Genomic DNA, 23927 nt, shown 5'->3' with positions numbered 1-23927 from the left:
AACGTCTGCGTGATCATTCGGTGGAGGGTGGAACGTACTGAGGGGGAATGTGCGTTCCTGTTGACGTAGAGCTGATCTACGACCACGGGGGTGGATCGGGGGGCGCACGAAAGGCTGCGCCCGCGGAAAGACGACGAAGGGGCCGCAGCACCATGGCTGGACTCGCCGAATCCGGTTCGAACCCCGACGTGGACCTGCTGTACGACATCAACGGCCTCGCCAAGGACGCGCCGCACTGGTTCGACCGCGGCATGGAGTTCGTCGGCGAGTACGGGCTGCTGCTCGCCATGGTCCTGCTGGTGCTGTGGTGCTGGTGGACCGTGCGGCGGCGCGGCGACGAGAACGCCGCCCCATCGGTGGCCGCGCTCGTCTGGGCGCCCCTCGCGGCCGGCGTCGCGGTGCTGGTGAACGTGCCGATACGGGGCTTCGTGGAGAGACCCCGCCCCTTCGTGGACCACCAGGGGCTCGACGTCCTGGTCAGTGGCAAGACCGACTTCTCCTTCGTGAGCGACCACGCGACGCTCACCATGGCGATCGGCGTCGGGCTGTTCGTCGCGAACCGGAAGTTCGGGCTCGTCGGGATAGGGATCGCACTGCTCGAAGGCTTCTGCCGGGTCTACATGGGCGTGCACTATCCGACGGACGTCATCGGCGGCTTCGCCCTCGGCACCGCCGTCGCCCTGCTGCTGTCCCCGCTCGCCATGGCCCTGCTGACCCCGGTGATGAAGGCCGTGGAGCACTCGCCGCGCGCCGGATGGCTGATCCGGGCGCGGAGCGCGGGGCGTGCGGGGCAGGAGGCGCTGATTCCCGGGGCGCGGGCGGAGCGCCCCGAGGAGCCGGACCTCGCCGCGTAGGCGCTCCCCCTGCAGGGTGTTCTCGGGGAGGTTCCCCCTGGCGCTCAGAGTGCCTGGGGGAAGGTGAAGAAGCGGTTCGGGTCGTACTGCTTCTTCAGGGCCGCGAGGCGGCTCGCCGCGTCGCCGTAGTACGCCTTGCGCCAGTTGGTGAGGCTTGCGTCCGTGTAGTTCTGGTAGGCGGCACCGGAGGCGTAGGGGGCCATCGCCGAGTGGGCGGAGGTCAGCCAGGACTGGACCGTGGTGCCGGAGGCGCCGGCGCCCCAGGAGGCGAAGTACTGGGCGAGCATCCGGGAACGGCGGTGCACGAAGGCCGTCGCGGTCGGCGAGACCCGGTTGACCGCACCGCCCAGCGCGGTGAGCGCGATGCTGCCCGCGCCGCCGCGGACCGAGGAGATCTGGTGCAGCAGCGTCTGGATGCCGGCCGCGGAGATGGACCGGTCGAAGAAGTCCGAGCGGGCCGCGAACGTGTCGCGGCTGAGGGAGCCCTGCGGGGAGCGGCCCGGCGTCGAGCCCGGCAGATGGCACTGGGCCTCGGTGGGGAAGGAGGAGCAGCCCGCGTACGCCTCCATCGACTCCTTGTACGTGCGCTTCTTGAGCGAGACGCTGCGCGCGGGGGCGCCGACCTTGGTGGCCAGGCGGTCCACGGCGTTCTGGAGTTCGCCGTAGGTGCCCAGGGAGAAGGCGGCGACGGCGACGGTGGGGGTGCCGCTGCCGTTCTCCAGGTGGAGCGAGGACCAGATCTCGTCCGGCTGGCTGGGGCCCCACTCCTGCCAGGCCTTCACCACGGCGGCGGCCTTCGCCCAGGGCCACGTCATGTACGCCGACACGGCCTGCGGGGCGGCGTGGGTCTTGAAGCGCAGCTCGGTGACGACACCGAAGTTGCCGTTGCCGGCGCCGCGCAGGGCCCAGAAGAGGTCCTTGTTCTCGCTCGCGTTCGCCACGAGCTGCTTGCCGTCCGCGGTGATCAGCGTCGCCTGGGTGAGGCTGTCGCAGGTCAGGCCGTACGCCCGTGACACGACGCCGTGGCCGCCGCCGAGGGTCAGACCGGAGACGCCGACCGTCGGGCACGAGCCGGCCGGGATCGTGACGCCCTTCGCGGCGAGCGCCCGGTAGACGTCGATCAGCTTGGAACCGGCGCCGACCACCGCCTCGTTCGCGGACGCCCGGATGGTGTTGAGCTTGGACACGTCCAGGATCAGTCGGCCGTTTCCGGAGGACCAGCCCGCGTAGGAGTGGCCGCCGTTGCGGATCGACAGCGGGATGTTGTGGGCGCGGGCGTAGGCCATGGTCGTACGGATGTCGTCCGCGTGGGCGACGTACGCGACGGCGGTGGGCTTCAGGGAGTCGAAGCGGGTGTTGTACAGCAGGTGGGCCGTCGACCAGCTGCGGTCGCCGGGGCGGACCAGCGGGCCGTCGAGGTCCTTGGCGAGGGCCGTCCAGTTGGCGGCGGCGTGGGCGGCTATGCCGGTGCCCGTGCTGGTGGTGGCCGTGCGTATCGAGGTGCCGGCCGTCTCCGTGGCCGCCGCCTTGCCCCCGCTGCTCTTGCCGTTGCACCCGGCCGTGGCCGCCGCCGCGAGTGCGGCCGCGCCGCCACCGATGAACGTACGCCGTTGCATGTGCGCCTCCCGTTGCTTCCCGTGCGTGGGACGAGACGTGTGCCGGGTCCTGGGGGTTCCGCGGCGGACGGGCGCGGGACGGAACCGGGACATCACCGTGATCCCGCGCGGATCTCGCACCATCCTGAACCTGGGGTGGGTCTTTTCGGCTGAGGCTGGGCGAGAGGTTGGTCACGCCGCTCACGGGGCGCTAGGCGAGCGGGGTGTTCTCCATGTGGCCCTCGGCGTCGGTGCGGGCCATGCTGCGGGCTCGGCGGGCCGGTCCTCGCCAGCCGCAGGTGCAGCGCGCCAGACAGAAGCGACCCTGTTCGATCGTTGTCGTCCGGTGTTCCTGGACGGGACGGGTCTCCTCCGGCTGCGCCACACCGACAACGTTACCCAAGGCAAGCAAATGAATCCCCACCGCGTGACGGCCGTCCCTACCCGTCGTTAACCGGAACGACAGGAGGCCCGGGACGGACCGGCTGGGGGTCGGCGGACGATGGTGGCGCAGCAGCAGAGTCGGACGGGCACGGGCGTCGTCGCGGTCGCGGTGGCGGGGCTCATGGTCTGCGTCGGCGGATGTTCCGTCGGCCGGGCCGGTGCCGAGGACGCGCGTGAGGGCGTCACCTCCGTCGAGGTACTGCACCGGGCCGCCGCCACACTGGAGCGCGCCGGCAGCGCCAAGACCCGCACGTCGATGGAGATGGCCACGGGCGGGACCCGGGTCACCATCCGCGGCCAGGGTGTCTACGACTTCAAGAAGCAGCTGGGGCAGTTGAAGGTGCTGCTGCCGCAGGATCCCGCGGGCGCCGTCGAGCACCGGCCGATCACCGAACTCCTCGCCCCGGGCGCCCTGTTCATGAAGAACCGCGGCGCCGGTGTGCCCGCCGACAAATGGGTCCGCGTCGACACGGCCACCCTCTCCGACGGGAATCTCGTGACCGGCGGCGCCACCGACCCCTTCGCCGCGGCGGAGTTGTTGCGGGGCGCGCGGACGGCGACGTACATGGGGAGGACGGAGGTGGCCGGGACGCCGGTGCGGCACTATCGCGGGACCGCCGACCTGGACATCGCCGCGCGGAGCGCCTCGTGGGGGAACCGGAAGGCACTCGCGGCGGCGGCGCAAGGGTTCGCCACGGCCGAAGTCCCGTTCGACGTCTACCTCGACGACCAGGGGCGCGTCCGCAAGCTCCGGAACCGGTTCAGCTTCATCAACGGGCGGCAGAAGGGCACCGTCGCGGTCGCCTCGACGACCTTGCTGTACGACTTCGGGGTCCCCGCCCACGTACGGCTTCCGGAACCCGAGGACATCTTCGCGGGGAAGATCGCGGAGCCGTAGGCGTCCGTCCGCCGGCGTGGCTGCCGGTGCGTGTACGGGGAGGAGTTGAGGGCTGGAAATGGCCCTTCCGTGCCATGCGCGGTGTGTAGGCCGCTCCCTACTCTAGGAAGTCGGTGACGGCAGGAAGAGGTGATGCACGTGGCTCCGGTCGGCGGTACGGCAGTTCAGGACCACGTGGCCCTCGCCGAGATCGAGCTGTGCGGCGACCTGATCATCGCGGCCTCGGCCGCCCACGAGGAGCGGCTCAGCCTGGAGAGCATCGACGAGGTACTGAAGGTGGCCGAAGAGCGCACCCGGGGGAGTGGCACGGGGGAGTAGGCCCGCTTCACGTGCGCACTTCGGTATCCCCCGTGTGCGTGTGTCATGTGCGCAGCAGGCGGCCGATCGCCTTCGTGGCCTCCTCGACCTTCGCGTCGATCTCCTCGCCGCCCTTGAGGGCCGCGTCCGCGACGCAGTGGCGCAGGTGTTCCTCGAGGAGCTGGAGTGCGAAGGACTGGAGGGCCTTCGTGGAGGCGGAGACCTGGGTGAGTATGTCGATGCAGTAGACGTCCTCGTCGACCATCCGCTGCAGACCGCGGATCTGGCCCTCGATGCGGCGCAGCCGCTTGAGGTGTTCGGCCTTCTGCTTGTGGTAGCCGTGGATGCCGCGGTCGTGGTCGGTGACGACGCCTCCGGTCACGACGCCTCCGGTCTCGACGTCTCCTGTCTCGACGCCTCCGGGCTCGGCTACCTCGCCCGCGACGTCCTTGCTCCCGGCTCGGTCGCTCCCGGTTCCGTCGCTCCCGGCTTCCTCGGTCTCGGTGGGGGCCTGGATGTTCGAAATGTCCGGGACGTCCTGAGTCGATTCGACCCTGTCGGAGGGCGCCGTCGCGCCGGCCTCGGTGGTCGTCATCGCGTCCTCCTGATGGTCCGGTATATATACCCCTGGTGGGTATATGGTAACGAACTTTGCTGGGTATAGGGCCCTTGCCGGATGCCGGGACCGGACCCTGTGCTGATCACTGTGCCCGATGGGCGACACTGGGGGACGGCCGGTTAGCCGTGGCCGGATGATGCGCCTAGCATCAGCCTGACCGAACAAAAGGACCCCGAGGACCTCAAGTGCGCTTTCGTCTGACCCCCAGGGAGACGAGCTTCTACGACATGTTCTCCGCCTCCGCGGACAACATCGTCACGGGCTCGAAACTCCTGATGGAACTGCTCGGGGCGGACGCCTCCGCCCGGGCCGAGATCGCAGAGCGCATGCGGGCCGCCGAACACGCCGGTGACGACGCCACTCACGCGATCTTCCACCAGCTGAACTCCTCCTTCATCACGCCGTTCGACCGCGAGGACATCTACAACCTGGCCTCGTCCCTCGACGACATCATGGACTTCATGGAGGAGGCCGTCGACCTGGTTGTGCTGTATCAGGTCGAGGAGCTCCCCAAGGGCGTGGAACAGCAGATCGAGGTACTGGCCCGGGCCGCCGAGCTGACGGCCGAGGCCATGCCGAACCTGCGGACGATGGACAACCTCACCGAGTACTGGATCGAGGTCAACCGGCTGGAGAACCAGGCCGACCAGATCCACCGCAAGCTGCTCGCCCATCTCTTCAACGGCAAGTACGACGCCATCGAGGTCCTGAAGCTCAAGCAGATCGTGGATGTGCTGGAGGAAGCGGCCGACGCGTTCGAACATGTGGCGAACACGGTGGAGACCATCGCCGTCAAGGAGTCCTGAACTTCGTGGACACCTTTGCGCTGGTCGTGACCATTCTGGTCGCGCTCGGATTCACGTACACGAACGGCTTCCACGACTCGGCGAACGCCATCGCCACGTCGGTGTCCACGCGGGCGCTGACCCCGCGGGCCGCGCTCGCCATGGCCGCGGTGATGAACCTCGCCGGTGCGTTCCTCGGGAGCGGGGTGGCGAACACCGTCAGCAAGGGGCTGATCGCGACGCCCGAGGGGTCGAAGGGGATGGGAATCCTCTTCGCCGCGCTCGTCGGGGCGATCGTCTGGAACCTGGTCACCTGGTACTTCGGGCTTCCGTCGTCCTCCTCGCACGCGTTGTTCGGGGGACTGGTGGGGGCCGCGCTCGCGGGCGGTACGAAGGTGCTGTGGTCCGGGGTCGTGGACAAGGTCATCATTCCGATGTTCCTGTCGCCGGTCGTCGGTCTGATCGTCGGCTATCTGGTCATGTGCGCGATCATGTGGCTGTTCCGGCGGGCCAATCCGCACAAGGCCAAGCGGGGGTTCCGGATCGCGCAGACGGTGTCCGCGGCGGGGATGGCGCTCGGGCACGGTCTTCAGGACGCCCAGAAGACGATGGGCGTCGTGGTGATGGCGCTCGTCATCGGTGACGTCCAGAAGTCGGACGATCCGATCCCGGTGTGGGTGAAGATCGTCTGTGCGGTGATGCTGTCGCTGGGTACGTACGCCGGTGGGTGGCGCATCATGCGGACGCTCGGGCGCAAGATCATTGAGCTGGATCCGCCGCAGGGGTTCGCCGCGGAGACGACGGGGGCGTCGATCATGTTCGCCACGGCGTTTCTTTTCAAGGCGCCGATCTCGACGACGCATGTCATCACTTCGGCGATCATGGGTGTCGGGGCGACGAAGCGGGTGAACGCGGTTCGCTGGGGCGTCGCCAAGAACATCGTCATGGGGTGGTTCATCACGATGCCGGCGGCGGCGTTGGTGGCTGCCGCGAGCTTCTGGATCGTGGACCTGGCGTTCCTGTAGGCCGCCGGACGCACCAACACTCCTCGCCCCCGCCGCCCCTACCCGACCCATCCCCAGGGGCTCCGCCCCCGGACCCCCGTGGGGCTCCGCCCCCGGACCCCCATCTGGGGCCGTCGCCCGGAGACGCGCGGAGCGCTCCTTCAGGGGCGCGGGGAACTGCGCGAGTAACCCCCACCGGCCGGCAGCCGAAGGTCTATGGGTGGGTGGGGGATTCGGGGCGAAGCCCCGTTTCAGGGGGCGCGGGGAACTGCGTGGCAAGCCCCCGTCGGCCGGTGGTCAAAGGGCCTGCGTGGCGAGCCCCCGTCGGCCCGTCGTCGCGGCGGACTTGGTGTTCGCTGAAGACGAGCGGGCCCGCCCCCGGGAGCCAGGGGCGGGCCCTTCTCGTCCTCGCGGTGGCACCGCCATGCAGCACCGCGAGGGGTATGGGGGAAACGGCTCAGCCGAAGCGGCCGGAGATGTAGTCCTCCGTGGCCTGCACCGACGGGTTGGAGAAGATGCGCTCCGTGTCGTCGATCTCGATGAGCCGGCCCGGCTGGCCCACCGCGGCCAGGTTGAAGAACGCGGTGCGGTCGGAGACGCGCGCGGCCTGCTGCATGTTGTGCGTCACGATGACGATCGTGAAGCGCTCCTTCAGCTCGCCGATCAGGTCCTCGATGGCGAGGGTCGAGATCGGGTCCAGGGCCGAGCAGGGCTCGTCCATGAGGAGGACCTGCGGCTCCACCGCGATCGCCCGCGCGATGCACAGACGCTGCTGCTGACCGCCCGACAGACCCGAACCGGGCTTGTTGAGGCGGTCCTTGACCTCGTTCCAGAGGTTCGCGCCCTTGAGGGACTTCTCGACGACGTCGTTCAGCTCGGACTTCTTGTACGAGCCGTTCAGACGCAGACCCGCCGCCACGTTGTCGAAGATCGACATGGTGGGGAAGGGGTTGGGGCGCTGGAAGACCATGCCGATCGTGCGGCGCACGGCGACGGGGTCGATGCCCTGGCCGTAGAGGTCCTCGTCGTCGAGGAGGACCTTGCCCTCGACCCGGCCGCCGGGGGTGACCTCGTGCATACGGTTCAGCGTGCGCAGGAACGTCGACTTGCCGCAGCCGGAGGGGCCGATGAACGCCGTCACCGAGCGCGGCTCGACCGTCATCGAGATGTCTTCGATCGCCTTGTGGGAGCCGTAGTAGGCGGTGAGACCGCTTACGTCGATTCGCTTGGCCATGTCAATCACTGCTTCTTTCGAGGGGGATGCTGCTGGTCGCTGATATGGCCGCGTCAGCGACCTGTCTTCGGTGCCTTCCAGCGGGCGATGCCGCGAGCCACCAGGTTGAGGATCATCACGAAGGCGATCAGGGCGAGTGCCGCCGCCCAGGCGCGGTCGTACGCCGCGTTCGAACCGGCGCTGTTCGCGTACTGCTGGTAGATGTACAGCGGCAGCGAGGCCTGCGCTCCGGAGAACGGGTTGGTGTTGATGAAGTTCGTGCCCCACACCAGCAGCAGCACCGGGGCGGTCTCGCCCGTGATGCGTGCGACGGCGAGCATGACACCGGTCGTGATGCCACCGATCGAGGTCGGCAGGACCACCTTGAGGATCGTGCGCCACTTCGGCACGCCGAGCGCCAGGGAGGCTTCGCGCAGCTCGTTCGGTACGAGCTTGAGCATCTCCTCGGTGGAGCGGACCACGACGGGCATCATCAGGATGGCCAGGGCCAGCGAACCGGCGAAGCCGAAGGGCTGCAGGTCCAGGATGAGCATCAGGCTCAGGATGAACAGACCGGCGACGATCGAGGGGATGCCCGTCATCACGTCGACGAAGAAGGTGATGGCAGTGGAGAGCTTGCCGCGCCCGTACTCCACCAGGTAGACGGCGGTGAGTACACCGATCGGCGCCGCGATCAGGGTGGCGAGACCGACCTGCTCCAGCGTGCCGACGATGGCGTGGTAGATGCCGCCGCCGGGCTCGGAGTCCGCGACCACACCCATCGAGTGGGTCAGGAAGTAGACGTCGAAGACCTTCACACCGCGCTTGACGGTGGTCCAGATCAGGGAGGCCAGCGGGACGACGGCGATGAGGAAGCAGACCCACACGAGGCTGGTCGCGACGCGGTCCTTGGCCTGGCGGCGGCCCTCGACGCGCGCGGCGATGCCGTACGTACCGAGGACGAAGAGGATTCCGGCGATCAGGCCCCACTGGACCTTGCTGTCGAGACCGCCGACAAGGCCGATGACCACGGCGACCACGACGGCGCCTGCGGCGATCGCCCACGGGGACCACTTGGGCAGGGTCGCGCCGCGCAGGGTGCTGGGACGCTTGTCCGCGACGGGTGCTGAGTGGCTCATGCGTTGGCCCCCGAGTACTCCGCGCGACGGGCGATGATGACCCGGGCCGCGCCGTTGACCAGCAGGGTGATGACGAAGAGGACCAGACCGGACGCGATCAGCGCGTCACGGCCGTCCGCGGTCGCCTCGCCGAACTTGCTGGCGATGTTCTGTGCGAAGGTGCCGCCACCCGGGTCGAGCAGGCTGGCGTTGATGTCGAAGGTCGGTGAGAGGACCGTGGCGACGGCCATTGTCTCACCGAGCGCGCGGCCGAGACCCAGCATCGACGCGGAGATGACGCCGGAGCGGCCGAAGGGCAGCACCGACATGCGGATGACCTCCCAGCGCGTGGCGCCGAGGGCCAGCGCGGCCTCCTCGTGCATCTGCGGGACCTGGCGGAAGACCTCGCGGCTCACGTTGGTGATGATCGGCAGGATCATGATCGCGAGCAGGATGCTGACGGTGAGCATCGAGCGGGGCGCGCCGCCCTGCCAGCTGAAGATGCCGGTCCAGCCGAGGTACTTGTCCAGCCAGCCGAAGAGGCCGTTCATGTGCGGCACCAGGACGAGGGCGCCCCACAGGCCGTAGACGATGGACGGCACGGCGGCGAGCAGGTCGATCACGTAGGCGACCGGGCCGCTCAGCCTGCGCGGTGCGTAGTGCGTGATGAACAGCGCGATGGCGACCGCGACGGGGACCGCCAGGGCCATGGCGATGATCGAGGAGATCACCGTGCCGAAGGCCAGGACGGCGATGCCGAAGACCGGCGGGATGGTGTTGGTGTTCCACTCGAAGGTGGTGAGGAAGTTGCCGTGGTCCTTGCTGATCGCGAGCGAGGCGCGATAGGTGAGGAAGACCGCGATGGCGGCCATGATCACCAGCAGGAAGATGCCCGACCCGCGGGAGAGACCGAGGAAGATCCGGTCACCGGGTCGGGTGGCGCCGCGGCTCTCGCGCTTCTGCACGGCCACGGAAGGCTGGGGGGTGGGGGGAGGCGCTTCGTCTGTGTTCTGTGTCGATATGTCCATCGGGATCTCCGGTCTGCAGAGCCGTACTTGGTGTGCGGCTCCTGGCGGCGGTGCACCGGACGGTGCGGCCCGGCCCCGGTTCGGGGCCGGGCCGCACACTTAGGTCAGCTCAGGCCCGCGATGGTGGTGCGGACCTTGGTGATGATGTCGGCCGGGATCGGCGCGTAGTCGATGGAGGAGAGGACCTTCTGGCCGTCCTCGCTCGCAATGTAGGTCAGGAACGCCTTCGTGGCGGCCAGGGTGTCCGACTTGTTGCCCTTGTCGCAGACGATCTCGTACGTGACCAGGGTGATCGGGTAGGCGCCGTCGGCCTTGGTGGCGCGGTTCAGCTTGAGCGAGAGGTCCTTGCCCGTGCCGATGACCTGGGCGTCCGCGATGGCCTTGGTGGCGTTGTCGACGGTGGCCTCGACCGGGGCGCTGGCGCCCGTGTCGATGCTGGCCGCCTTGATGCCGTCCTTGGCGAACGACAGCTCCATGTAACCGATGGCGCCGGAGGTCTGCTTCACCTGCTGGGCGACACCGGAGGACTGCGGAGCGGACTGGCCGCCCTTGGCCTGCCAGGCCTTGCCGCCGGAGTACTTCCAGTCGGAGGGGGCCGCGGCGATCAGGTACTTGGTGAAGTTGTCCGTGGTGCCGGACTCGTCCGAGCGGTGGAACGCCTGGATCTTGAGGTCGGGCAGCTTGACGCCCGGGTTCAGCTTCGCGATCGCCGCGTCGTTCCACTTGCTGATCTTGCTGTCGAAGATCTTGGCGATCGTCGAGGCGTTCAGGACCAGCTTGTCGACGCCCGGGACGTTGAAGCCGACCGCGATCGGGCCGCCGACCATCGGGAGGTCGATGCCCTGGCCGCCGCCGGTGCAGATCTTCTTGGAGGCGGTGACCTCTTCGGGCTTCAGCGCGGAGTCCGAGCCGGCGAAGGCGACCTGGCCCTGGGTGAACGCGGTGACACCGGCGCCGGAGCCGCCGCCCTTGTAGTTGATCTGCACGCCGGAGCAGGCGGCGCTGAACTCCTTGACCCAGGCGTCGATCGCGTTCTTCTGCGCGGACGAGCCGTCGGCGAGCAGCTGACCCTTGGCGTTGTCACACTTGATCGAGCTGGCGGAGCCCGTGGTCGAGCCGCCCGTGGCGCTGCTCTTGGTGCCGGTGTCGTCGGAGCCGCACGCCGTGAGGGCCAGGGCGCCGGAGACGGCGACAGCACCGAGCGAAAGGGCGCGAAGCCGGTTCTTGCGCTGAAGCTTCACTGTTGGGGTGTTCCTTCCAGGAGCCGCCGTCTGGTTGGCGGCGTGCGAGGTCTGTGTGATGCGGAGGCCACACGCAGGAGGCGTTCCGCACCGGGTAAGGCCGAAATTAGGCAGATCAGGTGAAGGCGTCGATGGCCGTAAGTGAACGGAGGGTGAACCCCTGCGGGCGGTGCGGTGAGGTCACGGAACGCTTACGTCGAGGACACGGTGGGATCCCGATCGAGCTAACCGCATATGACCACCCATGTACGCATATGACCGGGCGGACGGGCCCTAGGTCAGGTGAAGCACGCTCAGCAGGGCGTCAACCAGATCGGCGTCCCTGGGCTGGGTCAGACGGTCGCGGGCCGCGGCGGGGGAGAGCCACAGGACGCGGTCGACCTCGTCGTTCGGCGCGAAGCGGCCGTCCGTCGCCTCGGCCGCCCAGTAGCGGACCTCCTTGGGGCGGCCGGCGACGGGATAACGGACGGTGGGCAGGGCGGCGCCGGGCGCGGCGGTGTACCCCGTCTCCTCCTGGACCTCCCGCAGCGCCCCCGCGAGCGGTTCCTCGCCGCGTTTGAGCTTGCCCTTCGGATGCGACCAGTCGTCGTACTTCGGCCGGTGGACGAGACATATCTCCAGCTCACCGCCGAGAGGCGAGCGGCGCCACAGGACGCAGCCCGCCGCCCGTACGGCCTTGAAGGTGTCCTCGGTCATCTGGCCTCCCTCACGGGGTGCGCACGGTTTCCTTCTGCCAGTTCTGCTGGAACGCGAACCGTGCCGCCTCCACCTCGTGCCGTTGGTCGGCGTGGAGCACGCCGAGCGCGTACGCGGTGGCCGGGGCGATGCGCGGGGTGCGGGCCGCCGACGCGGCGGCTGCGGCCGCCTCCGCCGCGTCCCGGTGCCGGTTGAGGGCCTGACCCGCGCGGAGCAGTCGTACGTCGATGGGGGCGTCCTCCCCGTAGAGGACCTCGCACGCGTAGCGGTGCAGGCGCAGCAGCAGCCGGACCTGGTGCCAGGGCGCGTCCTGGGGATGGGGCGCGGTGTCCGCGGAGAGGCCGTGCACGAGGGCCTCGGCGTTGTACGGGTGGCCCGCGGTGACCAGCGGCAGCGCGGTGACCGCGTCGGTCAGCCGGTCCGTCGCGGCGGCGGCCAGCGGGCGCAGGTCGGCCGTGGCGGCCGCCGGGGTGAGCGGCACCTCGCTGGCGAGCACGGCGACGCTGTCCGCGACGGCGTGGAAGCGGGAGGAGCCGAGCGCCTGGAGCGCGGCCGAGTGGGCCCGGGTGCGGGCCAGCGTCAGCTGGCGGTCGAGCAGCGCGCCCGCCTTCGCGGCGCCGACGGTCAGACTGCCTTTGGCCGACGCCCCGGTGTTCTGCGCGGCCTGTGTCGGGAGGCCGGCCGCGCCCGAGAGCCGGTTCAGCGCGCCGAGCAGCCGTTCCAGGCGGGCCGCGTAGGCGTGCTCACGGGCCAGGGTGCCCGAGAGCCATGCCAGTTCGGGCCGCATGCCCTCCGACCACTCCGCGTCGAGCAGCGGCCGGAAGGTGTGCAGGGTGCCGCTGATGCGGCGGGCCGAGCGGCGCAGGGCGCGCGCCGCGTCGACCGATTCCCCCGAGCCGTTCTCCCCCGCCCGTGACACGTCTCGTGACACGTCTCGCGACTCGGCGCGCGACTCGGCGCGCGACTCCGCTCTCGGCTTCGCCCGGGCGGAGGTACCCGCGTCGGTGCCGTTCTCCCGGTGCTGTCGCAGGGAGCGGAGGAACTCCGTGGCCTGGGCCCTCAGGTAGCCCGCGAGGGCGTCTCCTGACATGGGCCCGGCCGGGGAGTCGGTGGGGGGTTCAAGGTGTTGCTGTGCCACGCCGGCGCCTCCGGGCGTCTATGAGCATCTCCTGGACGTTCCGCAGGGGCTGGCCATCCGCGTCGGTCGAGTGCCGGGTCCACTCGCCGTCCGGGCCCAGGTGCCAGGAGGCGGTGGTGTCGGACATCCCGGTCTCGAACAGCCGGTTGAGGGCTGCCCGGTGAGCCGGGTCGGTGATCCTGACCAGGGCCTCGATCCGCCGGTCCAGGTTGCGGTGCATCATGTCCGCGCTGCCGATCCAGACCTCCGGCTCTCCGCCGTTGCCGAAGCCGAAGACACGGGAGTGTTCGAGGAAGCGGCCGAGCACGGACCGTACGCGTATGTTTTCGGACAGGCCCGTGACGCCCGGCCGGACCGCGCAGATGCCACGCACCCACACGTCGACGGGCACTCCGGCCTGGGACGCGCGGTAGAGCGCGTCGATGAGCGCCTCGTCCACCATCGAGTTGACCTTGATGCGGACGTAGGCGGGGCGCCCGGCCTTGTGGTGCTGGACTTCCTTGTTGATCCGCGCGATCAGACCGTCGCGCAGGGACTTGGGGGCGACGAGCAGACGGCGGTAGGTCTCGCGGCGCGAGTAGCCGGAGAGCCGGTTGAAGAGGTCGGACAGGTCCGCGCCGACCTGCGGGTCGGCGGTGAGCAGGCCGAGGTCCTCGTACAGCCGGGCGGTCTTCGGGTGGTAGTTGCCGGTGCCGACGTGGGAGTAGCGCCGGAGCGTTTCGCCCTCCTGCCGGACGACCAGCGACAGCTTGCAGTGTGTCTTCAGCCCGACCAGTCCGTACACGACATGGCAGCCGGACTCCTCCAGCTTCCGGGCCCACTTGATGTTGGCCTGTTCGTCGAAGCGCGCCTTGATCTCGACGAGGACGAGGACCTGCTTGCCGGACTCGGCGGCGTCTATCAGCGCGTCGACGATCGGCGAGTCGCCCGAGGTCCGGTACAGCGTCTGCTTGATGGCCAGCACGTCCGGGTCGGCCGCCGCCTGTTCCAGGAAGGCCTGCACGGAGGTGGAGAAGGAGTCGTACGGGTGGTGCAGCAGGACGTCGCGCTCGCGCAGGGCGGCGAAGATGTCGGGCGCGGACGCCGACTCGACCTCGGCCAGGTCGCGGTGCGTTCCCGCGATGAACTTCGGGTACTTCAGCTCGGGCCGGTCGAGGGCGCCGATGCCGAACAGGCCGGTGAGGTCCAGGGGACCCGGCAGCGGGTACACCTCCGCCTCGGAGATCTTCAGTTCCCGTACGAGGAGATCGAGGACGTACCGGTCGATGGACTCCTCGACCTCCAGGCGCACCGGCGGCCCGAAGCGGCGCCGCATGAGTTCCTTCTCCAGCGCCTGGAGCAGGTTCTCGGCGTCGTCCTCCTCGACCTCCAGGTCCTCGTTCCTGGTCAGCCGGAAGGTGTGGTGCTCCAGGACCTCCATGCCCGGGAAGAGCTCCTCCAGGTGTGCCGCGATCACGTCCTCGATGGGGACGTAGCGGTTGGGGGAGGCCTCCAGGAAGCGGGAGAGCAGCGGCGGGACCTTGACGCGGGCGAAGTGCCGGTGGCCGCTGACCGGGTTCCGTACGACGACCGCGAGGTTCAGGGACAGACCCGAGATGTACGGGAAGGGGTGCGCGGGGTCGACCGCCAGCGGGGTCAGGACCGGGAAGATCTGGTGCCGGAAGAGGGTGAAGAGGCGGGCCTGCTCCTTCTCCGTCAGTTCGCTCCAGCGGACCAGGTGGATGCCCTCCTCCGCGAGCGCGGGGGCGACGTCCTCCTGGTAGCAGGCCGCGTGCCGGGCCATGAGCTCGCGCGAGCGGGCCCAGATCATCTCCAGTACCTCGCGCGGCTGCAGGCCGGAGGCGGACTTGGTGGCCACGCCGGTCGCGATGCGGCGCTTCAGTCCGGCCACCCGGACCATGAAGAACTCGTCCAGGTTGCTGGCGAAGATCGCCAGGAAGTTCGCCCTTTCGAGCAGGGGCGTGTTCGGGTCCTCGGCGAGTTCCAGGACCCGCTCGTTGAACGCCAGCCAGCTGCGCTCGCGGTCCAGGAACCGGCCCTGCGGCAACATGATGCCGTCCTGCACCATGTCCTCGTACGCGTCGAGGTCGGCGTCGATGTCGGGCTCGAGGTCGGAGACGTTCGCCGCCACGGTGTGCGGGCGGTGCGCGGCGATGGAGCCGACGGAGGGCTGCGGGTGCTGCACCGGTGCCTGGGCGCTGGGCTGGTTCATGGACCCATTCTTCCGCGCCGGGAGCGAGACCGGCGCGTCGGAGAGCGCGAGCGGCAGCGGGGTGAGGCGGATGTTCCCGTTCCGCGTCCCCGGTACCGCCTTGCTCCCCGTCGTCGGAGAGGTCTCGTGCTCCGGTGGAGGCGACGGCTCTGGCACGGCGGGCTTCATTGGCTGAGCGTCGCAAGCCCGTCTGAATCGATGGTTACGGCGACATGACGTGCGGGATATCGGGGAGCGGCTCCCGGACGTCTACATGCCCGAAAGCGGCGTACGCCCCGCCCCCGCGCGGGCGTACGCGGCTCCGGCACGGGGGGAGCTATGCGGTGCGGCGGCGCAGCAGCCGGAAGGCGGCGGCGGTGGCCGCGGCGGTCACGACGAGGACGATGCCGGTTTCCACCAGCTGGAGGGGCCAGAAGTGGGAGGCGGGGTGGTAGTCGCTGAAGTAGCCGGTGACGTCGTGGGCCGCCAGGCACTTCTCGCTCTGGCCGCACCCCGGGTCGGCGATGTGGGCGCCGGTGGAGGTGACGGCGCCCTCGTCGCCGAAGAGAACGTTCGCCGGTGTGGCGTAGCCGGTGGCCAGGGTGCCGTGGCTGGTCGCCCACGGCCACAGGTACGGGCGGGCGGTGGTGAGGACGGTGTCGACGAGTGCCGTGGCGACGAACGCGAGGCCGCCCGCGGCCAGGGCGCGGCGCAGGAGCAGGCCGGCGAGGGCGCCGACGGTGAGGCCGAGCAGCGGCAGGGCGATGGCGAGGGGGCCGTTGGCGGTGAAGGTCGCGTCGTCCCACCAGTTCCAGGTGACCGGCACCTTGTGGGCGTCGAACAGCAGTCGGTGCACCAGTACCAGGACCGTGCTGCCGGCGGTGATCAGCGCGGCGGGCGCCGCGAGCGTGGTGGCCAGCCAGCGGGTCGGGGAGACGCCCTGGGTCCAGGAGAGGTGGGCGGTGCCGTTCTCCAGTTCGCGGCCGACGAGGACGGCTCCCGCCCAGACGGCGGTGACGTAGGGGATGGCGCCGATTGCGACCTCGGCGGCGGCGTGGGCCAGGTGGTAGCTGCTGATGGCGCTGCTCCAGTTGCAGCCGTGGGCGCCGCACTTGCGCCGCCGGTCGGCGAGGGCGGCACTCGCCCCGGGCCCGTAGGCCCAGAGCAGGACAGCGGAGAGGGCTGAGAAGATCACCGCCCAGATGATCAGGGCGACGCGGTGCAGGCGCAGCACCGCGTGCCACATGCGGGCCGGTCGCGGACCGGCTGTCGGGGCGGTGGCCAGGGCGGTCATACGGCGAACTCCTTGCGGATGTGCGTCGAACCGGTCTGGCGCTTGAGGAGCTGGAACGTGGCCACGGCGAGGGCGGCGGTGACGGTGAGGATGATCGCGGTCGCGGTCAGTTGGAGGGGCCAGTAGTGGGAGTAGGGGTGGTAGTCGTTGAAGTAGCTGACGGCGTCGAGCTTGGTGTAGACGGTCCGGCAGTTCCCGTCGGTGATGGGGCCGCACTGGGGGCTGGCGATGCGCGCGCCGGTGGAGGTCAGCAGGCCCTGGGAGAGGCTGATGCCTGAGCCCGACGGGACGCTGTGCTTGAGGCTGCTGACCTTGGTGACGGTGGGCCAGAGGTGGGGCGTCGCCAGCGCGATGACGCTCCACAGGAAGCCCGTGGCACACAGCGAGCCGATGAGTGAGGCGAGGGAGGCCCGCTTGAGCAGGCCGAAGAAGGCGCCGCTCACCAGTCCCGCCAGGGCCATGGCGCAGGTCGCCGTGCCGTTGGCGGCGTAGGTCCCGATGTCGTACCAGTTCTTGGCCGTGTCGATACGGCCCTGGCCCGTCGACCAGGCCCAGTGGTGCAGGCCCACCAGGAGGCCGGAGCCGACGGTGACCAGTACGGCCGGGAGGGTGAGCTTGGCGGCGAGCCAGCGGGCGGGGGAGATCGACTGGGTCCAGGCCAACTGTGCGGTGCCGTTCTCCAGTTCGCGGCTGGTCAGCGTGGCGCCGGACCAGGCGGCGACCAGGAACGGGAGGGCGAGGACGGCGATCGTCGTGTAGGTGTACCAGTCCTTGTAGCGGCCGATCGCGTGCTGGTCGTAGGCGCAGGTGCCCGTCTTGCAGGCGTCGTACTGCTTCCAGGCCTCGGCCGACGCGTCGGTGAGCGGACCGCCGAGCCAGAGCAGGAGGGCGCCGACAACGATCACGAGTCCTACCCAGGCGAGCAGGGCCGGCCGGTGCAGTCGCAGCAGCCAGCGGAGCAGGCTCGGCGCACCGGACCGGCGTCCGGTGGACGGGGGTGCGGGCGTGGCGAGGGCGGTCACGCGACGGTCTCCTGGGTCTTGACGGGGGCGGTGGTGGCCTGTGGGTTGCGCAGATAGGAGAGGACCAGCTCCTCCAGCGAGGGCGTGCCGGTCCGCCAGTCGTCGGGCATCGGGGCCGCCGGGCGGATCATCGCCGTGAGCTGGCGGCCGGTGGTGTGGGACTCGACGACGGAGTGCGGGTCGAGGACCGTCTGTGCGGGAGCGGACACATGTACGTGGGCGGCCAGCAGGTCATCGATCTCGCCGGCCAGGCGGACCTGGCCGCCGCTGATCAGGAGCAGGTGGTCGCAGGAGTCCTCCAGCTCGGCGATCACGTGCGAGGACATCACGATCGTGGTGCCGAACTCGGCGGCCTGCGCCATGAGCAGGCCCATCATCTCGTGCCGGGCCAGCGGGTCCAGGTCGGCCATCGGCTCGTCCAGGAGCAGCAGTTCGGGCCGCTTGGCCAGCGCGAGGGCGAGGGCGACGCGGGTGCACTGGCCGCCGGAGAGCGAACGGATGCGGGACTTCGGGTTCAGGTCGCCGTGGGCCACGATGCGCTCGGCGGTGGCCGCGTCCCAGCGGTCGGTGTTGAGGTCGGCGCCCATGGCCAGCGTCTCGGCGACCGTGAGCTGCCGATACAGCGGCTTGTCCTGGGCTACGTAGGCGACCCGCTCGCGGGCCGCGCCCGCACGCTCCCCCAGGACGGCTATCGCACCCTCGGTGGGGGCCATCAGCCCGGCGGCCAGCGCGAGGAGCGTGGACTTGCCCGCGCCGTTGGGGCCCACGACGGCGCAGACCCGCCCGGCGGGCAGCCGGAAGGTGCAGTCCCGCAGCGCCCACCTTCCCCGCCTGCCGAAACGCTTGCCCAACGCGGCGGCCTCTATCGCGGCGGTGCCTGTCATGAGGGTTCTCCCTGGAAGTGCTTTTCGAGTACGGCGGTGAAGAGTGCGGCGACGTCGTCCCGGCCCAGACCGGACGCCCGGGCCTGTTCCGCCCATGCGTCGAGTTCGGTGCGCAGGGGCGAGTCGGCGGGCGTGGTGTTCAGGCCGCGGCGCACGAACGTGCCCAGGCCGCGGCGGGCCTCGACCAGGCCCTCGCGCTCCAGCTCGCGGTAGGCCTTCAGGACGGTGTTCGGGTTGATGGCGGTGGCCTCGACGACCTCGCGGGCCGTGGGCAGCTTGTCGCCCGGCTCCAGCATCCCCAGGCGCAGCGCCTGCTTGGTCTGCTGGACGATCTGGACGTAGGTGGCCACGCCGCTGTGCCGGTCGATGCGGTATTCGACCACTCGAACAACCACCCTTTCACTAATTGAGTAGTGAAAGGGTGGTGCAAGGGGGTGTCCGGAGTCAAGCCCGAACATCGCGGAGGCGAGCCGGGACGTCGCGGAGGTGAGCCGGGACGTCGCGGAGGCGAGCCCGGAAAATTCGATGCCGGATGCGTGAACCGTTCGGCGGGGCTCGTCCGATGAGGGGATGTGAGGGAAACGAGAAGCGACGGGGAGCTGCTGCGGGCCATCGCGGCGGACACGGACCGTCGCGCCTTCGAGGAGCTGTACCGGCGGTATGCGCCGTGGCTGACCGCGCGGCTGCGCGGCCGGTGCGCCGATGCCGGGGTCGTCGACGACGTCGTGCAGGAGACCTTCCTCGCCATCTGGCGCGGCACCGCGAGTTACCGGGAGGAGGGCGACGCGGCGGGCTGGCTGTGGCGCATCGGCTCGCGGCGGCTGATCGACACACTGCGCGGCGACGGCGCGCGCGGCCGGTTGCGCCAGACGCTGGCCCGCTTCCGCCACCGGCACGAGGCCTCCGCCGAGGAGCGTGTCCTCGCCGGGGTCGAACACGGCGACCTCGCGGGCGCGTTGATACGGCTCTCGCCCGAGCTGCGCGCGGTCCTCCAGGCCACGGTGATCGACGGACTCACGACCCGGGAAGCGGCCGTCCTGCTCGGCATTCCACCCGGCACGGTCAAGACGCGGGCCCTGCGGGCGCGCAAGCAGCTGCGGGAGGAGCTGGCATGAGCGGCGGAGATGACGAGGCCATCGGCGGAGACCGCCGGGACATGGGTGGCGGTGGAGAGAACATGAGCGGGTTGGACGAGGACGCGGCAGCCTTCGGTACGTCCGGCGCGGGCGGTACGGGCGGTGCATCCGGTACGGGTGGCACGGGCGGTGGCGGGATGGACCCGGCCGCCGGTCGGGGCGCGTCCGGTGCGGGTGACGCCGATCGGCCCGCGCCCGGCGCCGGCGGCTCCCCGGACGGTCGGTGGCACGCGGACGCCGAGGACCTCCGGGCCTATGCGCGGGGCGAGTTGGCGCCGCCCCGGCTCTGGTCCGTCGACACCCACCTCGTGGCGTGCGCGCCCTGCCGGGAGGCGCTCGCCACCGTGAGCGATCCGGTCGTCCTGGACGCCGGATGGGAGCGCCTCGACGCCGAGCTGGACGCGCCACGACCACGGCTGCTCGAGTCGCTGCTGGTGCGGATCGGCGTCGCCGACCACACGGCACGGCTGCTGGCGGCCACGCCCGTGCTGCGCCGCTCCTGGCTGGCCGCGGTCGCCCTCGTGCTCCTCATGACGGTGGTGGCGACCGACGTCGGAGGGGTCGCGCCCTCGCCCACGCTGTTCCTCGCCCTCGCCCCCCTGCTCCCGCTCGCCGGCGTCGCGCTGTCCTACGGACCGGTGCTCGACCCGACGTACGAGATGGCCGTGGTGTCACCCCTCCACGGATTCCGGCTGCTGATGATCCGCACGGTGGCCGTGCTCACCACCGGCCTCGTTCTGAACGGCCTCGCGACCCTCGCACTCCCCGCCTACGGGCTGCGCGCGCTGGCCTGGCTGCTGCCCGCCCTCGCCCTCACCGGGACGGGGCTCGCACTGACCGCCCGCTGGGGGCCGGTCCTCCCGCCCTGCCTGGTCGGCGGAGCGTGGGTCACGCTGCTGATGGTGGCCCACGCGAAGGCCGGCGGCGGCACCCTCGCGCCGTTCACGGCACTGGGCCAGGGCGTCGCCGGCGCGGTCGCGGTACTGGCCGCCGGGCTGCTCTATCTCGTGCGGGACCGGTTCGACTTCTCCCCCGCGCACACCCTCTTCGCCGACCACTCCGACTTCTCCGACAGGAGCGCCGCATGACCCCCACCGTCTCCGCCTCCGGGCTCACTCTCCGGTACGGCGGGACCGTCGCCCTCGACGACGTCTCCCTGCGCCTGAGCGGGGGCGTCACCGGGCTGCTCGGGCCCAACGGCGCCGGGAAGACCACCCTGTTGCGGGTGCTCGCCACCGCCGTGCCCGCCGACCGGGGAGCCTTCACGGTGCTCGGGCACGACCCCGGCACGTCCTCGGGCCGCCTGGACGTGCGGCGCGCGCTGGGCTATCTGCCGCAGACCCCGGCCTTCCACCCGGACTTCTCGGCCTTCGAGTTCGTCGACTACGTGGCGATCCTGAAGGAGCTGACGGACCGCTCGGCCCGGCACCGGGAGGTGCGGCGCGTGCTGGAGACCGTCGACCTGTCCGACGTGCGGGGCAAGCGCATCAAGAGGCTTTCGGGCGGTATGCGCCAGCGGGTCGGGCTGGCCGCCGCGCTGGTCGGCGACCCCGGCTTCCTCGTCCTGGACGAGCCGACCGTCGGCCTGGACCCCGAACAGCGCATGAGGTTCAGGGAAATGATCGCCGAGGCAGGCGAGGGCCGCACGGTCCTGCTCTCCACCCACCAGACCGAGGACGTCGCGATGCTCTGCCACCGCGTGATCGTCATGGTCCGCGGCGGCATCCGCTTCGAGGGCACCCCGGCCGAGCTGACCGCGCGGGCGGCGGGGCGGGTGTGGAGCAGTACGGCCCGCGACCCCGGCGCGAGAGCCGGCTGGCGTACGGGCACGGGCTCGTTCCGTAATGTCGGCGACCCGCCCAAGGGCGCTGATCTCCTCGAACCGACCCTGGAAGACGGCTACTTGCTCACTCTCGACGGCGAGCCGGCGGAGGTGGCGGCATGAGCGAGCTGGTGACCCGCACGGTCGTGGAGGAGGCGGCCCCCACGGGGGTGGAGCCGCCCGCCCGGGACCTGCACCCGAACAGGGCGAGGGCCCTCATCGCCCTCGCCCGCTTCGAGGCACGCGAACTGCTGATGCAGATCCCGGTACTCGTCTTCCTCCTCCTGTACGTCGCCTACACCGGCTGGGGGATGTTCAACGGCCGGGAGGGCATGGACGACTATCCGGTCCTCCACGATGTCGACCGGTCCACCCAGAGCGCCCCCCTGCTCCTCGCCCTCGTGCTGTTCGTCAGCATCAACCGCGCCGTGCTCCGCTCCCGCAGGCACGGCACCGACCAGCACTTCGACGTGCTGGTCATGGAGCCGTGGCGGCGGTCGCTGGCCCACGCCCTGTCGGCCGTGCCGTTCGCGGTCTTCACCGCGCTGGTCGTGGGGTTCGAGTTCACCTGGGCGGCCCTGAAACCCGGCGCGGTCGGCCACGGCTCGCTCGCCGAACTGCTCGTGGGCCCGCTGTCGATACTCCTCGCCGGAGCCCTCGGGGTCCTGGTCGCACGGTCGATCCCCTTCGCGTTCGTCGTCCCGCCCTTCGTCATCGGTATGTACGTCATCACGACCCTCGTGTCCGCGAGCACACAGGGCACGCACTGGGTGCGATGGCTGGCACCGGTGGTCACCGAGGAAGGCGCCCACCCGTTGCCCTCCGACCTGCTGGGCCGCCCGGCCGCCTGGCACGTGCTGTATCTGGTGGGGCTCATCGTGCTGCTGCTGTGCCTCGCACTGCTGATCAACGGCGGTCGTACGCCCAGGATCAAGGCGATCACGGTCCTCGCCCTCGCCGCGATGGCCCAGGGCATCGCGGGGCAGGCCCCGGGTGACTCGGCCGCGCTGATCGCGGCCCGCGCGAAGGCGTCCGCCACCCCGGAGAAGGTGCAGACCTGCGTCGCGCACGAAAGGTCGACTTACTGCGCCTACCCCGAGTGGACCGGCCAGACCGCCGACTGGGCCGAGGTGGTCCAGCGCGTCCAGTCCCTCGCGGGCGGCCCGGCCGCGGCCGAGCGGCTGACCGTACGGCAGCGGGTGAACGCCGGCTACGGCCTGGAGGGCGACTCCGCGCTCGACCCGGCCAAAGCGCCAGGGGTGGTGACTGTCACTACACGCTGGGGCGGCAACCGGGTCCCGGAGTTCGCCGTGGGGGTGGCCTCGGTTCTGGTGACGGGGGACGAGACGTCCAGCGGCGAAGTGTGCGACGCCCGCGCGGTGATCATCATGTGGCTGGCGCTGGGCTCGGAGTCCCACCCGCTGACCGTGCTGCGCCATCTCCGTATCGACGACTCCATCGACGGCGGAGCGGTCGCCCTCGCGCCCACGAACCCGGTCTCCATGAACGCCGCACAGACAGAGGTGATCAAGGAGTTGCTGCGCAAGCCCCGCTACAGCGTCATCCCCAAGGTGAAGGCCCACTGGGCGGAGCTCACCTCCTCCAAGACGACGACGGCCCAGGTGGCTGAGCTGCTGGGAGTCCCGGCGCCGACCGGCCCGGGCGCGCTGAACGTCAAGACATGCGAGGAGTGACCGTGCTCGACGACGCAGGTACGGCCAAAAGCGCGGAGAGTGCCGGAAGCACCGGGGGTGTGGAGAGCGCCGGAACGGCGGGAACGGTGGGAACGGCGGGAACGGCGGGAACGGCGGGAACGGCGGGAACGGCGGGAACGGCGGGAACGGTGGGAAGTAGGGTGACCGGGGGCGGCATCCCGTCCCGGGGGCGGCCGTTCACCGTGGCCCGCGCCCTTCTCCGTCCCCTCTGGCGTACCCTCCCCCGGAGGTCGCTGATGACCGGTGCCGTACTGGGGCTGCTGCTCGCCGGGGTGCCGCGGCTGTTCTCCCTCCGGCTCGACACGGGAGCCGGCCTCAACCTCCTGCGGGCCGCCGCGCTCACCCTCGCTCTGGGCCTGGCCTTCCTGCTGGACGATCCGGCCCGGCACATCACCGCGGCGGTACCGACCCGGCGTCCCGTGCGGGTCGGCCTGCGGGTGGCGCTCGTCGCCCCGTCGGCCGTGCTCTGGTGGACGGCCGCGCTGTTCCTCATACCGGAGCAGGCCCGGCCGCCGGTGGGCGCCGCGACCTTGGAGGCCGCCGCCACGGCGTTGCTCGCGACGGCGGCCGCGGCGGTCATGGTGCGGTTCACCAACCGGGCCGAGCCGGGAGGCGCGGTGTGCGTCGGACTACTGGCCATGGCAGTGCTGGCCCCCCTGCTGCTCCCCCACCGGTGGACGCTCTTCCCCGCTCCGTCGGACCCGCGCTGGGACGGCGCCCACCAGGCATGGGTGGTGGTCCTGGTCACGGCGGCGCTGGCCGGGGCGTGGTCCAGCGTGGAACCCCTACGGACGTGGCGGCCCGCCGTCTTCGCTCACCGGTGACACGGACACGAAGACGCGGGCGCGGACAGGCAGGGACGCCGGACCGACAAGGACGCCGGACAGGCAGGGACGCCGGATCGACAAGGACAGCGGACCGACAAGGACAGCG

At 70.6% G+C, this 23927-nt stretch carries 24 protein-coding genes; 10 read left to right on the top strand and 14 right to left on the bottom strand.

The window, feature by feature from the left end; translation table 11 throughout:
* Positions 1 to 152: 152 nt before the first annotated feature.
* Complete coding sequence (locus tag ACFZDJ_RS36550) at positions 153 to 854, top strand: phosphatase PAP2 family protein (protein WP_390930868.1); 702 nt, start codon at positions 153 to 155, stop codon at positions 852 to 854.
* Between the two features lie 44 nt (positions 855 to 898).
* On the opposite strand, the gene ACFZDJ_RS36545 is transcribed toward ACFZDJ_RS36550, so the two are convergent.
* Both ACFZDJ_RS36545 and ACFZDJ_RS36540 read right to left on the bottom strand, forming a co-directional pair.
* Entirely contained in the window at positions 899 to 2470 is a 1572-nt protein-coding gene (locus ACFZDJ_RS36545; protein ID WP_391065379.1) for an FAD-binding protein, read from the bottom strand.
* Between the two features lie 190 nt (positions 2471 to 2660).
* Entirely contained in the window at positions 2661 to 2834 is a 174-nt protein-coding gene (locus tag ACFZDJ_RS36540) for a hypothetical protein (RefSeq protein WP_390930864.1), read from the bottom strand.
* 117 nt (positions 2835 to 2951) lie between these two features.
* Here ACFZDJ_RS36540 and ACFZDJ_RS36535 point away from each other — a divergent pair, with 117 nt between their 5' ends.
* Both ACFZDJ_RS36535 and ACFZDJ_RS36530 read left to right on the top strand, forming a co-directional pair.
* On the top strand, positions 2952 to 3791 hold the full coding sequence (locus ACFZDJ_RS36535) for a hypothetical protein (RefSeq protein WP_391065376.1): 840 nt from the start codon (positions 2952 to 2954) through the stop codon (positions 3789 to 3791).
* 132 nt (positions 3792 to 3923) lie between these two features.
* Positions 3924 to 4109 (top strand): hypothetical protein, encoded by a 186-nt coding sequence (locus ACFZDJ_RS36530; RefSeq protein WP_067371445.1) that lies wholly within the window; start codon positions 3924 to 3926, stop codon positions 4107 to 4109.
* Positions 4110 to 4152: 43 nt separating this feature from the next.
* Here ACFZDJ_RS36530 and ACFZDJ_RS36525 read toward each other — a convergent pair whose 3' ends face one another.
* The gene (locus ACFZDJ_RS36525; RefSeq protein WP_391065434.1) at positions 4153 to 4470 is read right to left on the bottom strand and encodes a metal-sensing transcriptional repressor; all 318 of its coding nucleotides are present in this window, start codon (positions 4468 to 4470) and stop codon (positions 4153 to 4155) included.
* A 422-nt stretch (positions 4471 to 4892) separates the two neighbouring features.
* Here ACFZDJ_RS36525 and ACFZDJ_RS36520 point away from each other — a divergent pair, with 422 nt between their 5' ends.
* Positions 4893 to 5513 carry a DUF47 domain-containing protein gene (locus tag ACFZDJ_RS36520; RefSeq protein WP_054232360.1) on the top strand — a complete coding sequence of 207 codons (621 nt, stop codon included), beginning with the start codon at positions 4893 to 4895 and terminating at the stop codon, positions 5511 to 5513.
* Between the two features lie 5 nt (positions 5514 to 5518).
* Positions 5519 to 6517, top strand: a complete 999-nt coding sequence (locus ACFZDJ_RS36515; RefSeq protein ID WP_168493092.1) for an inorganic phosphate transporter — start codon at positions 5519 to 5521, stop codon at positions 6515 to 6517.
* A 436-nt stretch (positions 6518 to 6953) separates the two neighbouring features.
* Here the strand turns inward: ACFZDJ_RS36515 and pstB are convergent, their stop codons facing one another.
* From pstB to ACFZDJ_RS36460, 11 genes are all read right to left on the bottom strand, one after another.
* A complete protein-coding gene (pstB, locus tag ACFZDJ_RS36510; protein ID WP_101404245.1) occupies positions 6954 to 7730 on the bottom strand; it encodes a phosphate ABC transporter ATP-binding protein PstB in 777 nt (258 codons plus the stop codon).
* 53 nt (positions 7731 to 7783) lie between these two features.
* The gene (gene pstA, locus ACFZDJ_RS36505) at positions 7784 to 8848 is read right to left on the bottom strand and encodes a phosphate ABC transporter permease PstA (RefSeq protein ID WP_390930858.1); all 1065 of its coding nucleotides are present in this window, start codon (positions 8846 to 8848) and stop codon (positions 7784 to 7786) included.
* Positions 8845 to 9855 carry a phosphate ABC transporter permease subunit PstC gene (gene pstC / locus ACFZDJ_RS36500; RefSeq protein WP_384914727.1) on the bottom strand — a complete coding sequence of 337 codons (1011 nt, stop codon included), beginning with the start codon at positions 9853 to 9855 and terminating at the stop codon, positions 8845 to 8847. Before pstC ends, pstA begins: the two co-directional genes overlap by 4 nt.
* 104 nt (positions 9856 to 9959) lie before the next feature.
* On the bottom strand, positions 9960 to 11096 hold the full coding sequence (pstS, locus tag ACFZDJ_RS36495; RefSeq protein WP_390930856.1) for a phosphate ABC transporter substrate-binding protein PstS: 1137 nt from the start codon (positions 11094 to 11096) through the stop codon (positions 9960 to 9962).
* Positions 11097 to 11369: 273 nt separating this feature from the next.
* Positions 11370 to 11792: an NUDIX hydrolase gene (locus ACFZDJ_RS36490; RefSeq protein ID WP_168493086.1), complete on the bottom strand. Its 423-nt coding sequence runs from the start codon at positions 11790 to 11792 to the stop codon at positions 11370 to 11372.
* Positions 11793 to 11802: 10 nt separating this feature from the next.
* Positions 11803 to 12930 carry a CHAD domain-containing protein gene (locus ACFZDJ_RS36485; protein WP_391065373.1) on the bottom strand — a complete coding sequence of 376 codons (1128 nt, stop codon included), beginning with the start codon at positions 12928 to 12930 and terminating at the stop codon, positions 11803 to 11805.
* A complete protein-coding gene (locus ACFZDJ_RS36480) occupies positions 12911 to 15142 on the bottom strand; it encodes an RNA degradosome polyphosphate kinase (protein WP_384914717.1) in 2232 nt (743 codons plus the stop codon). The genes ACFZDJ_RS36485 and ACFZDJ_RS36480 overlap by 20 nt, the downstream gene beginning before the upstream one ends.
* Positions 15143 to 15458: 316 nt before the next feature.
* Positions 15459 to 16415 carry a hypothetical protein gene (locus ACFZDJ_RS36475; RefSeq protein WP_391065370.1) on the bottom strand — a complete coding sequence of 319 codons (957 nt, stop codon included), beginning with the start codon at positions 16413 to 16415 and terminating at the stop codon, positions 15459 to 15461.
* Complete coding sequence (locus tag ACFZDJ_RS36470) at positions 16412 to 17437, bottom strand: ABC transporter permease (protein WP_391065367.1); 1026 nt, start codon at positions 17435 to 17437, stop codon at positions 16412 to 16414. The genes ACFZDJ_RS36475 and ACFZDJ_RS36470 overlap by 4 nt, the downstream gene beginning before the upstream one ends.
* The gene (locus ACFZDJ_RS36465) at positions 17434 to 18321 is read right to left on the bottom strand and encodes an ATP-binding cassette domain-containing protein (protein WP_390930848.1); all 888 of its coding nucleotides are present in this window, start codon (positions 18319 to 18321) and stop codon (positions 17434 to 17436) included. The genes ACFZDJ_RS36470 and ACFZDJ_RS36465 overlap by 4 nt, the downstream gene beginning before the upstream one ends.
* A complete protein-coding gene (locus tag ACFZDJ_RS36460) occupies positions 18318 to 18704 on the bottom strand; it encodes a GntR family transcriptional regulator (protein WP_391065365.1) in 387 nt (128 codons plus the stop codon). Before ACFZDJ_RS36460 ends, ACFZDJ_RS36465 begins: the two co-directional genes overlap by 4 nt.
* Before the next feature lie 189 nt (positions 18705 to 18893).
* Between ACFZDJ_RS36460 and ACFZDJ_RS36455 the strand changes: the two genes are divergently transcribed.
* The 5 genes from ACFZDJ_RS36455 to ACFZDJ_RS36435 all read left to right on the top strand — a co-directional run bounded on the left by ACFZDJ_RS36455 (position 18894) and on the right by ACFZDJ_RS36435 (position 23818).
* On the top strand, positions 18894 to 19436 hold the full coding sequence (locus tag ACFZDJ_RS36455; protein WP_060895010.1) for an RNA polymerase sigma factor: 543 nt from the start codon (positions 18894 to 18896) through the stop codon (positions 19434 to 19436).
* A gap of 158 nt (positions 19437 to 19594) precedes the next feature.
* Complete coding sequence (locus ACFZDJ_RS36450) at positions 19595 to 20545, top strand: zf-HC2 domain-containing protein (protein WP_391065431.1); 951 nt, start codon at positions 19595 to 19597, stop codon at positions 20543 to 20545.
* Positions 20542 to 21402, top strand: coding sequence for an ATP-binding cassette domain-containing protein (locus tag ACFZDJ_RS36445; protein ID WP_391065362.1), 861 nt, complete (start codon positions 20542 to 20544; stop codon positions 21400 to 21402). The genes ACFZDJ_RS36450 and ACFZDJ_RS36445 overlap by 4 nt, the downstream gene beginning before the upstream one ends.
* A complete protein-coding gene (locus ACFZDJ_RS36440; RefSeq protein WP_390930844.1) occupies positions 21399 to 22973 on the top strand; it encodes an ABC transporter permease in 1575 nt (524 codons plus the stop codon). The genes ACFZDJ_RS36445 and ACFZDJ_RS36440 overlap by 4 nt, the downstream gene beginning before the upstream one ends.
* A gap of 257 nt (positions 22974 to 23230) precedes the next feature.
* A complete protein-coding gene (locus ACFZDJ_RS36435) occupies positions 23231 to 23818 on the top strand; it encodes an ABC transporter (protein WP_391065359.1) in 588 nt (195 codons plus the stop codon).
* Positions 23819 to 23927 lie beyond the last annotated feature (109 nt).

It is taken from the genome of Streptomyces sp. NPDC007896 (genome assembly GCF_042959425.1).
GTDB lineage: Bacteria > Actinomycetota > Actinomycetes > Streptomycetales > Streptomycetaceae > Streptomyces.
This window is presented reverse-complemented; position numbering and strand designations above follow the sequence as displayed.

Bases quoted from the DNA above. Each gene is read 5' to 3' on its own strand.
- ACFZDJ_RS36550 (WP_390930868.1), top strand. From the start codon at position 153: ATGGCTGGACTCGCCGAATCCGGTTCGAACCCCGACGTGGACCTGCTG.
- ACFZDJ_RS36545 (WP_391065379.1), bottom strand. From the start codon at position 2,470: ATGCAACGGCGTACGTTCATCGGTGGCGGCGCGGCCGCACTCGCGGCG.
- ACFZDJ_RS36535 (WP_391065376.1), top strand. From the start codon at position 2,952: ATGGTGGCGCAGCAGCAGAGTCGGACGGGCACGGGCGTCGTCGCGGTC.
- ACFZDJ_RS36530 (WP_067371445.1), top strand. From the start codon at position 3,924: ATGCACGTGGCTCCGGTCGGCGGTACGGCAGTTCAGGACCACGTGGCC.
- pstB (WP_101404245.1), bottom strand. From the start codon at position 7,730: ATGGCCAAGCGAATCGACGTAAGCGGTCTCACCGCCTACTACGGCTCC.
- pstA (WP_390930858.1), bottom strand. From the start codon at position 8,848: ATGAGCCACTCAGCACCCGTCGCGGACAAGCGTCCCAGCACCCTGCGC.
- pstC (WP_384914727.1), bottom strand. From the start codon at position 9,855: ATGGACATATCGACACAGAACACAGACGAAGCGCCTCCCCCCACCCCC.
- ACFZDJ_RS36490 (WP_168493086.1), bottom strand. From the start codon at position 11,792: ATGACCGAGGACACCTTCAAGGCCGTACGGGCGGCGGGCTGCGTCCTG.
- ACFZDJ_RS36480 (WP_384914717.1), bottom strand. From the start codon at position 15,142: ATGAACCAGCCCAGCGCCCAGGCACCGGTGCAGCACCCGCAGCCCTCC.
- ACFZDJ_RS36475 (WP_391065370.1), bottom strand. From the start codon at position 16,415: ATGACCGCCCTGGCCACCGCCCCGACAGCCGGTCCGCGACCGGCCCGC.
- ACFZDJ_RS36465 (WP_390930848.1), bottom strand. From the start codon at position 18,321: ATGACAGGCACCGCCGCGATAGAGGCCGCCGCGTTGGGCAAGCGTTTC.
- ACFZDJ_RS36450 (WP_391065431.1), top strand. From the start codon at position 19,595: ATGGACCCGGCCGCCGGTCGGGGCGCGTCCGGTGCGGGTGACGCCGAT.
- ACFZDJ_RS36445 (WP_391065362.1), top strand. From the start codon at position 20,542: ATGACCCCCACCGTCTCCGCCTCCGGGCTCACTCTCCGGTACGGCGGG.
- ACFZDJ_RS36440 (WP_390930844.1), top strand. From the start codon at position 21,399: ATGAGCGAGCTGGTGACCCGCACGGTCGTGGAGGAGGCGGCCCCCACG.
- ACFZDJ_RS36435 (WP_391065359.1), top strand. From the start codon at position 23,231: ATGACCGGTGCCGTACTGGGGCTGCTGCTCGCCGGGGTGCCGCGGCTG.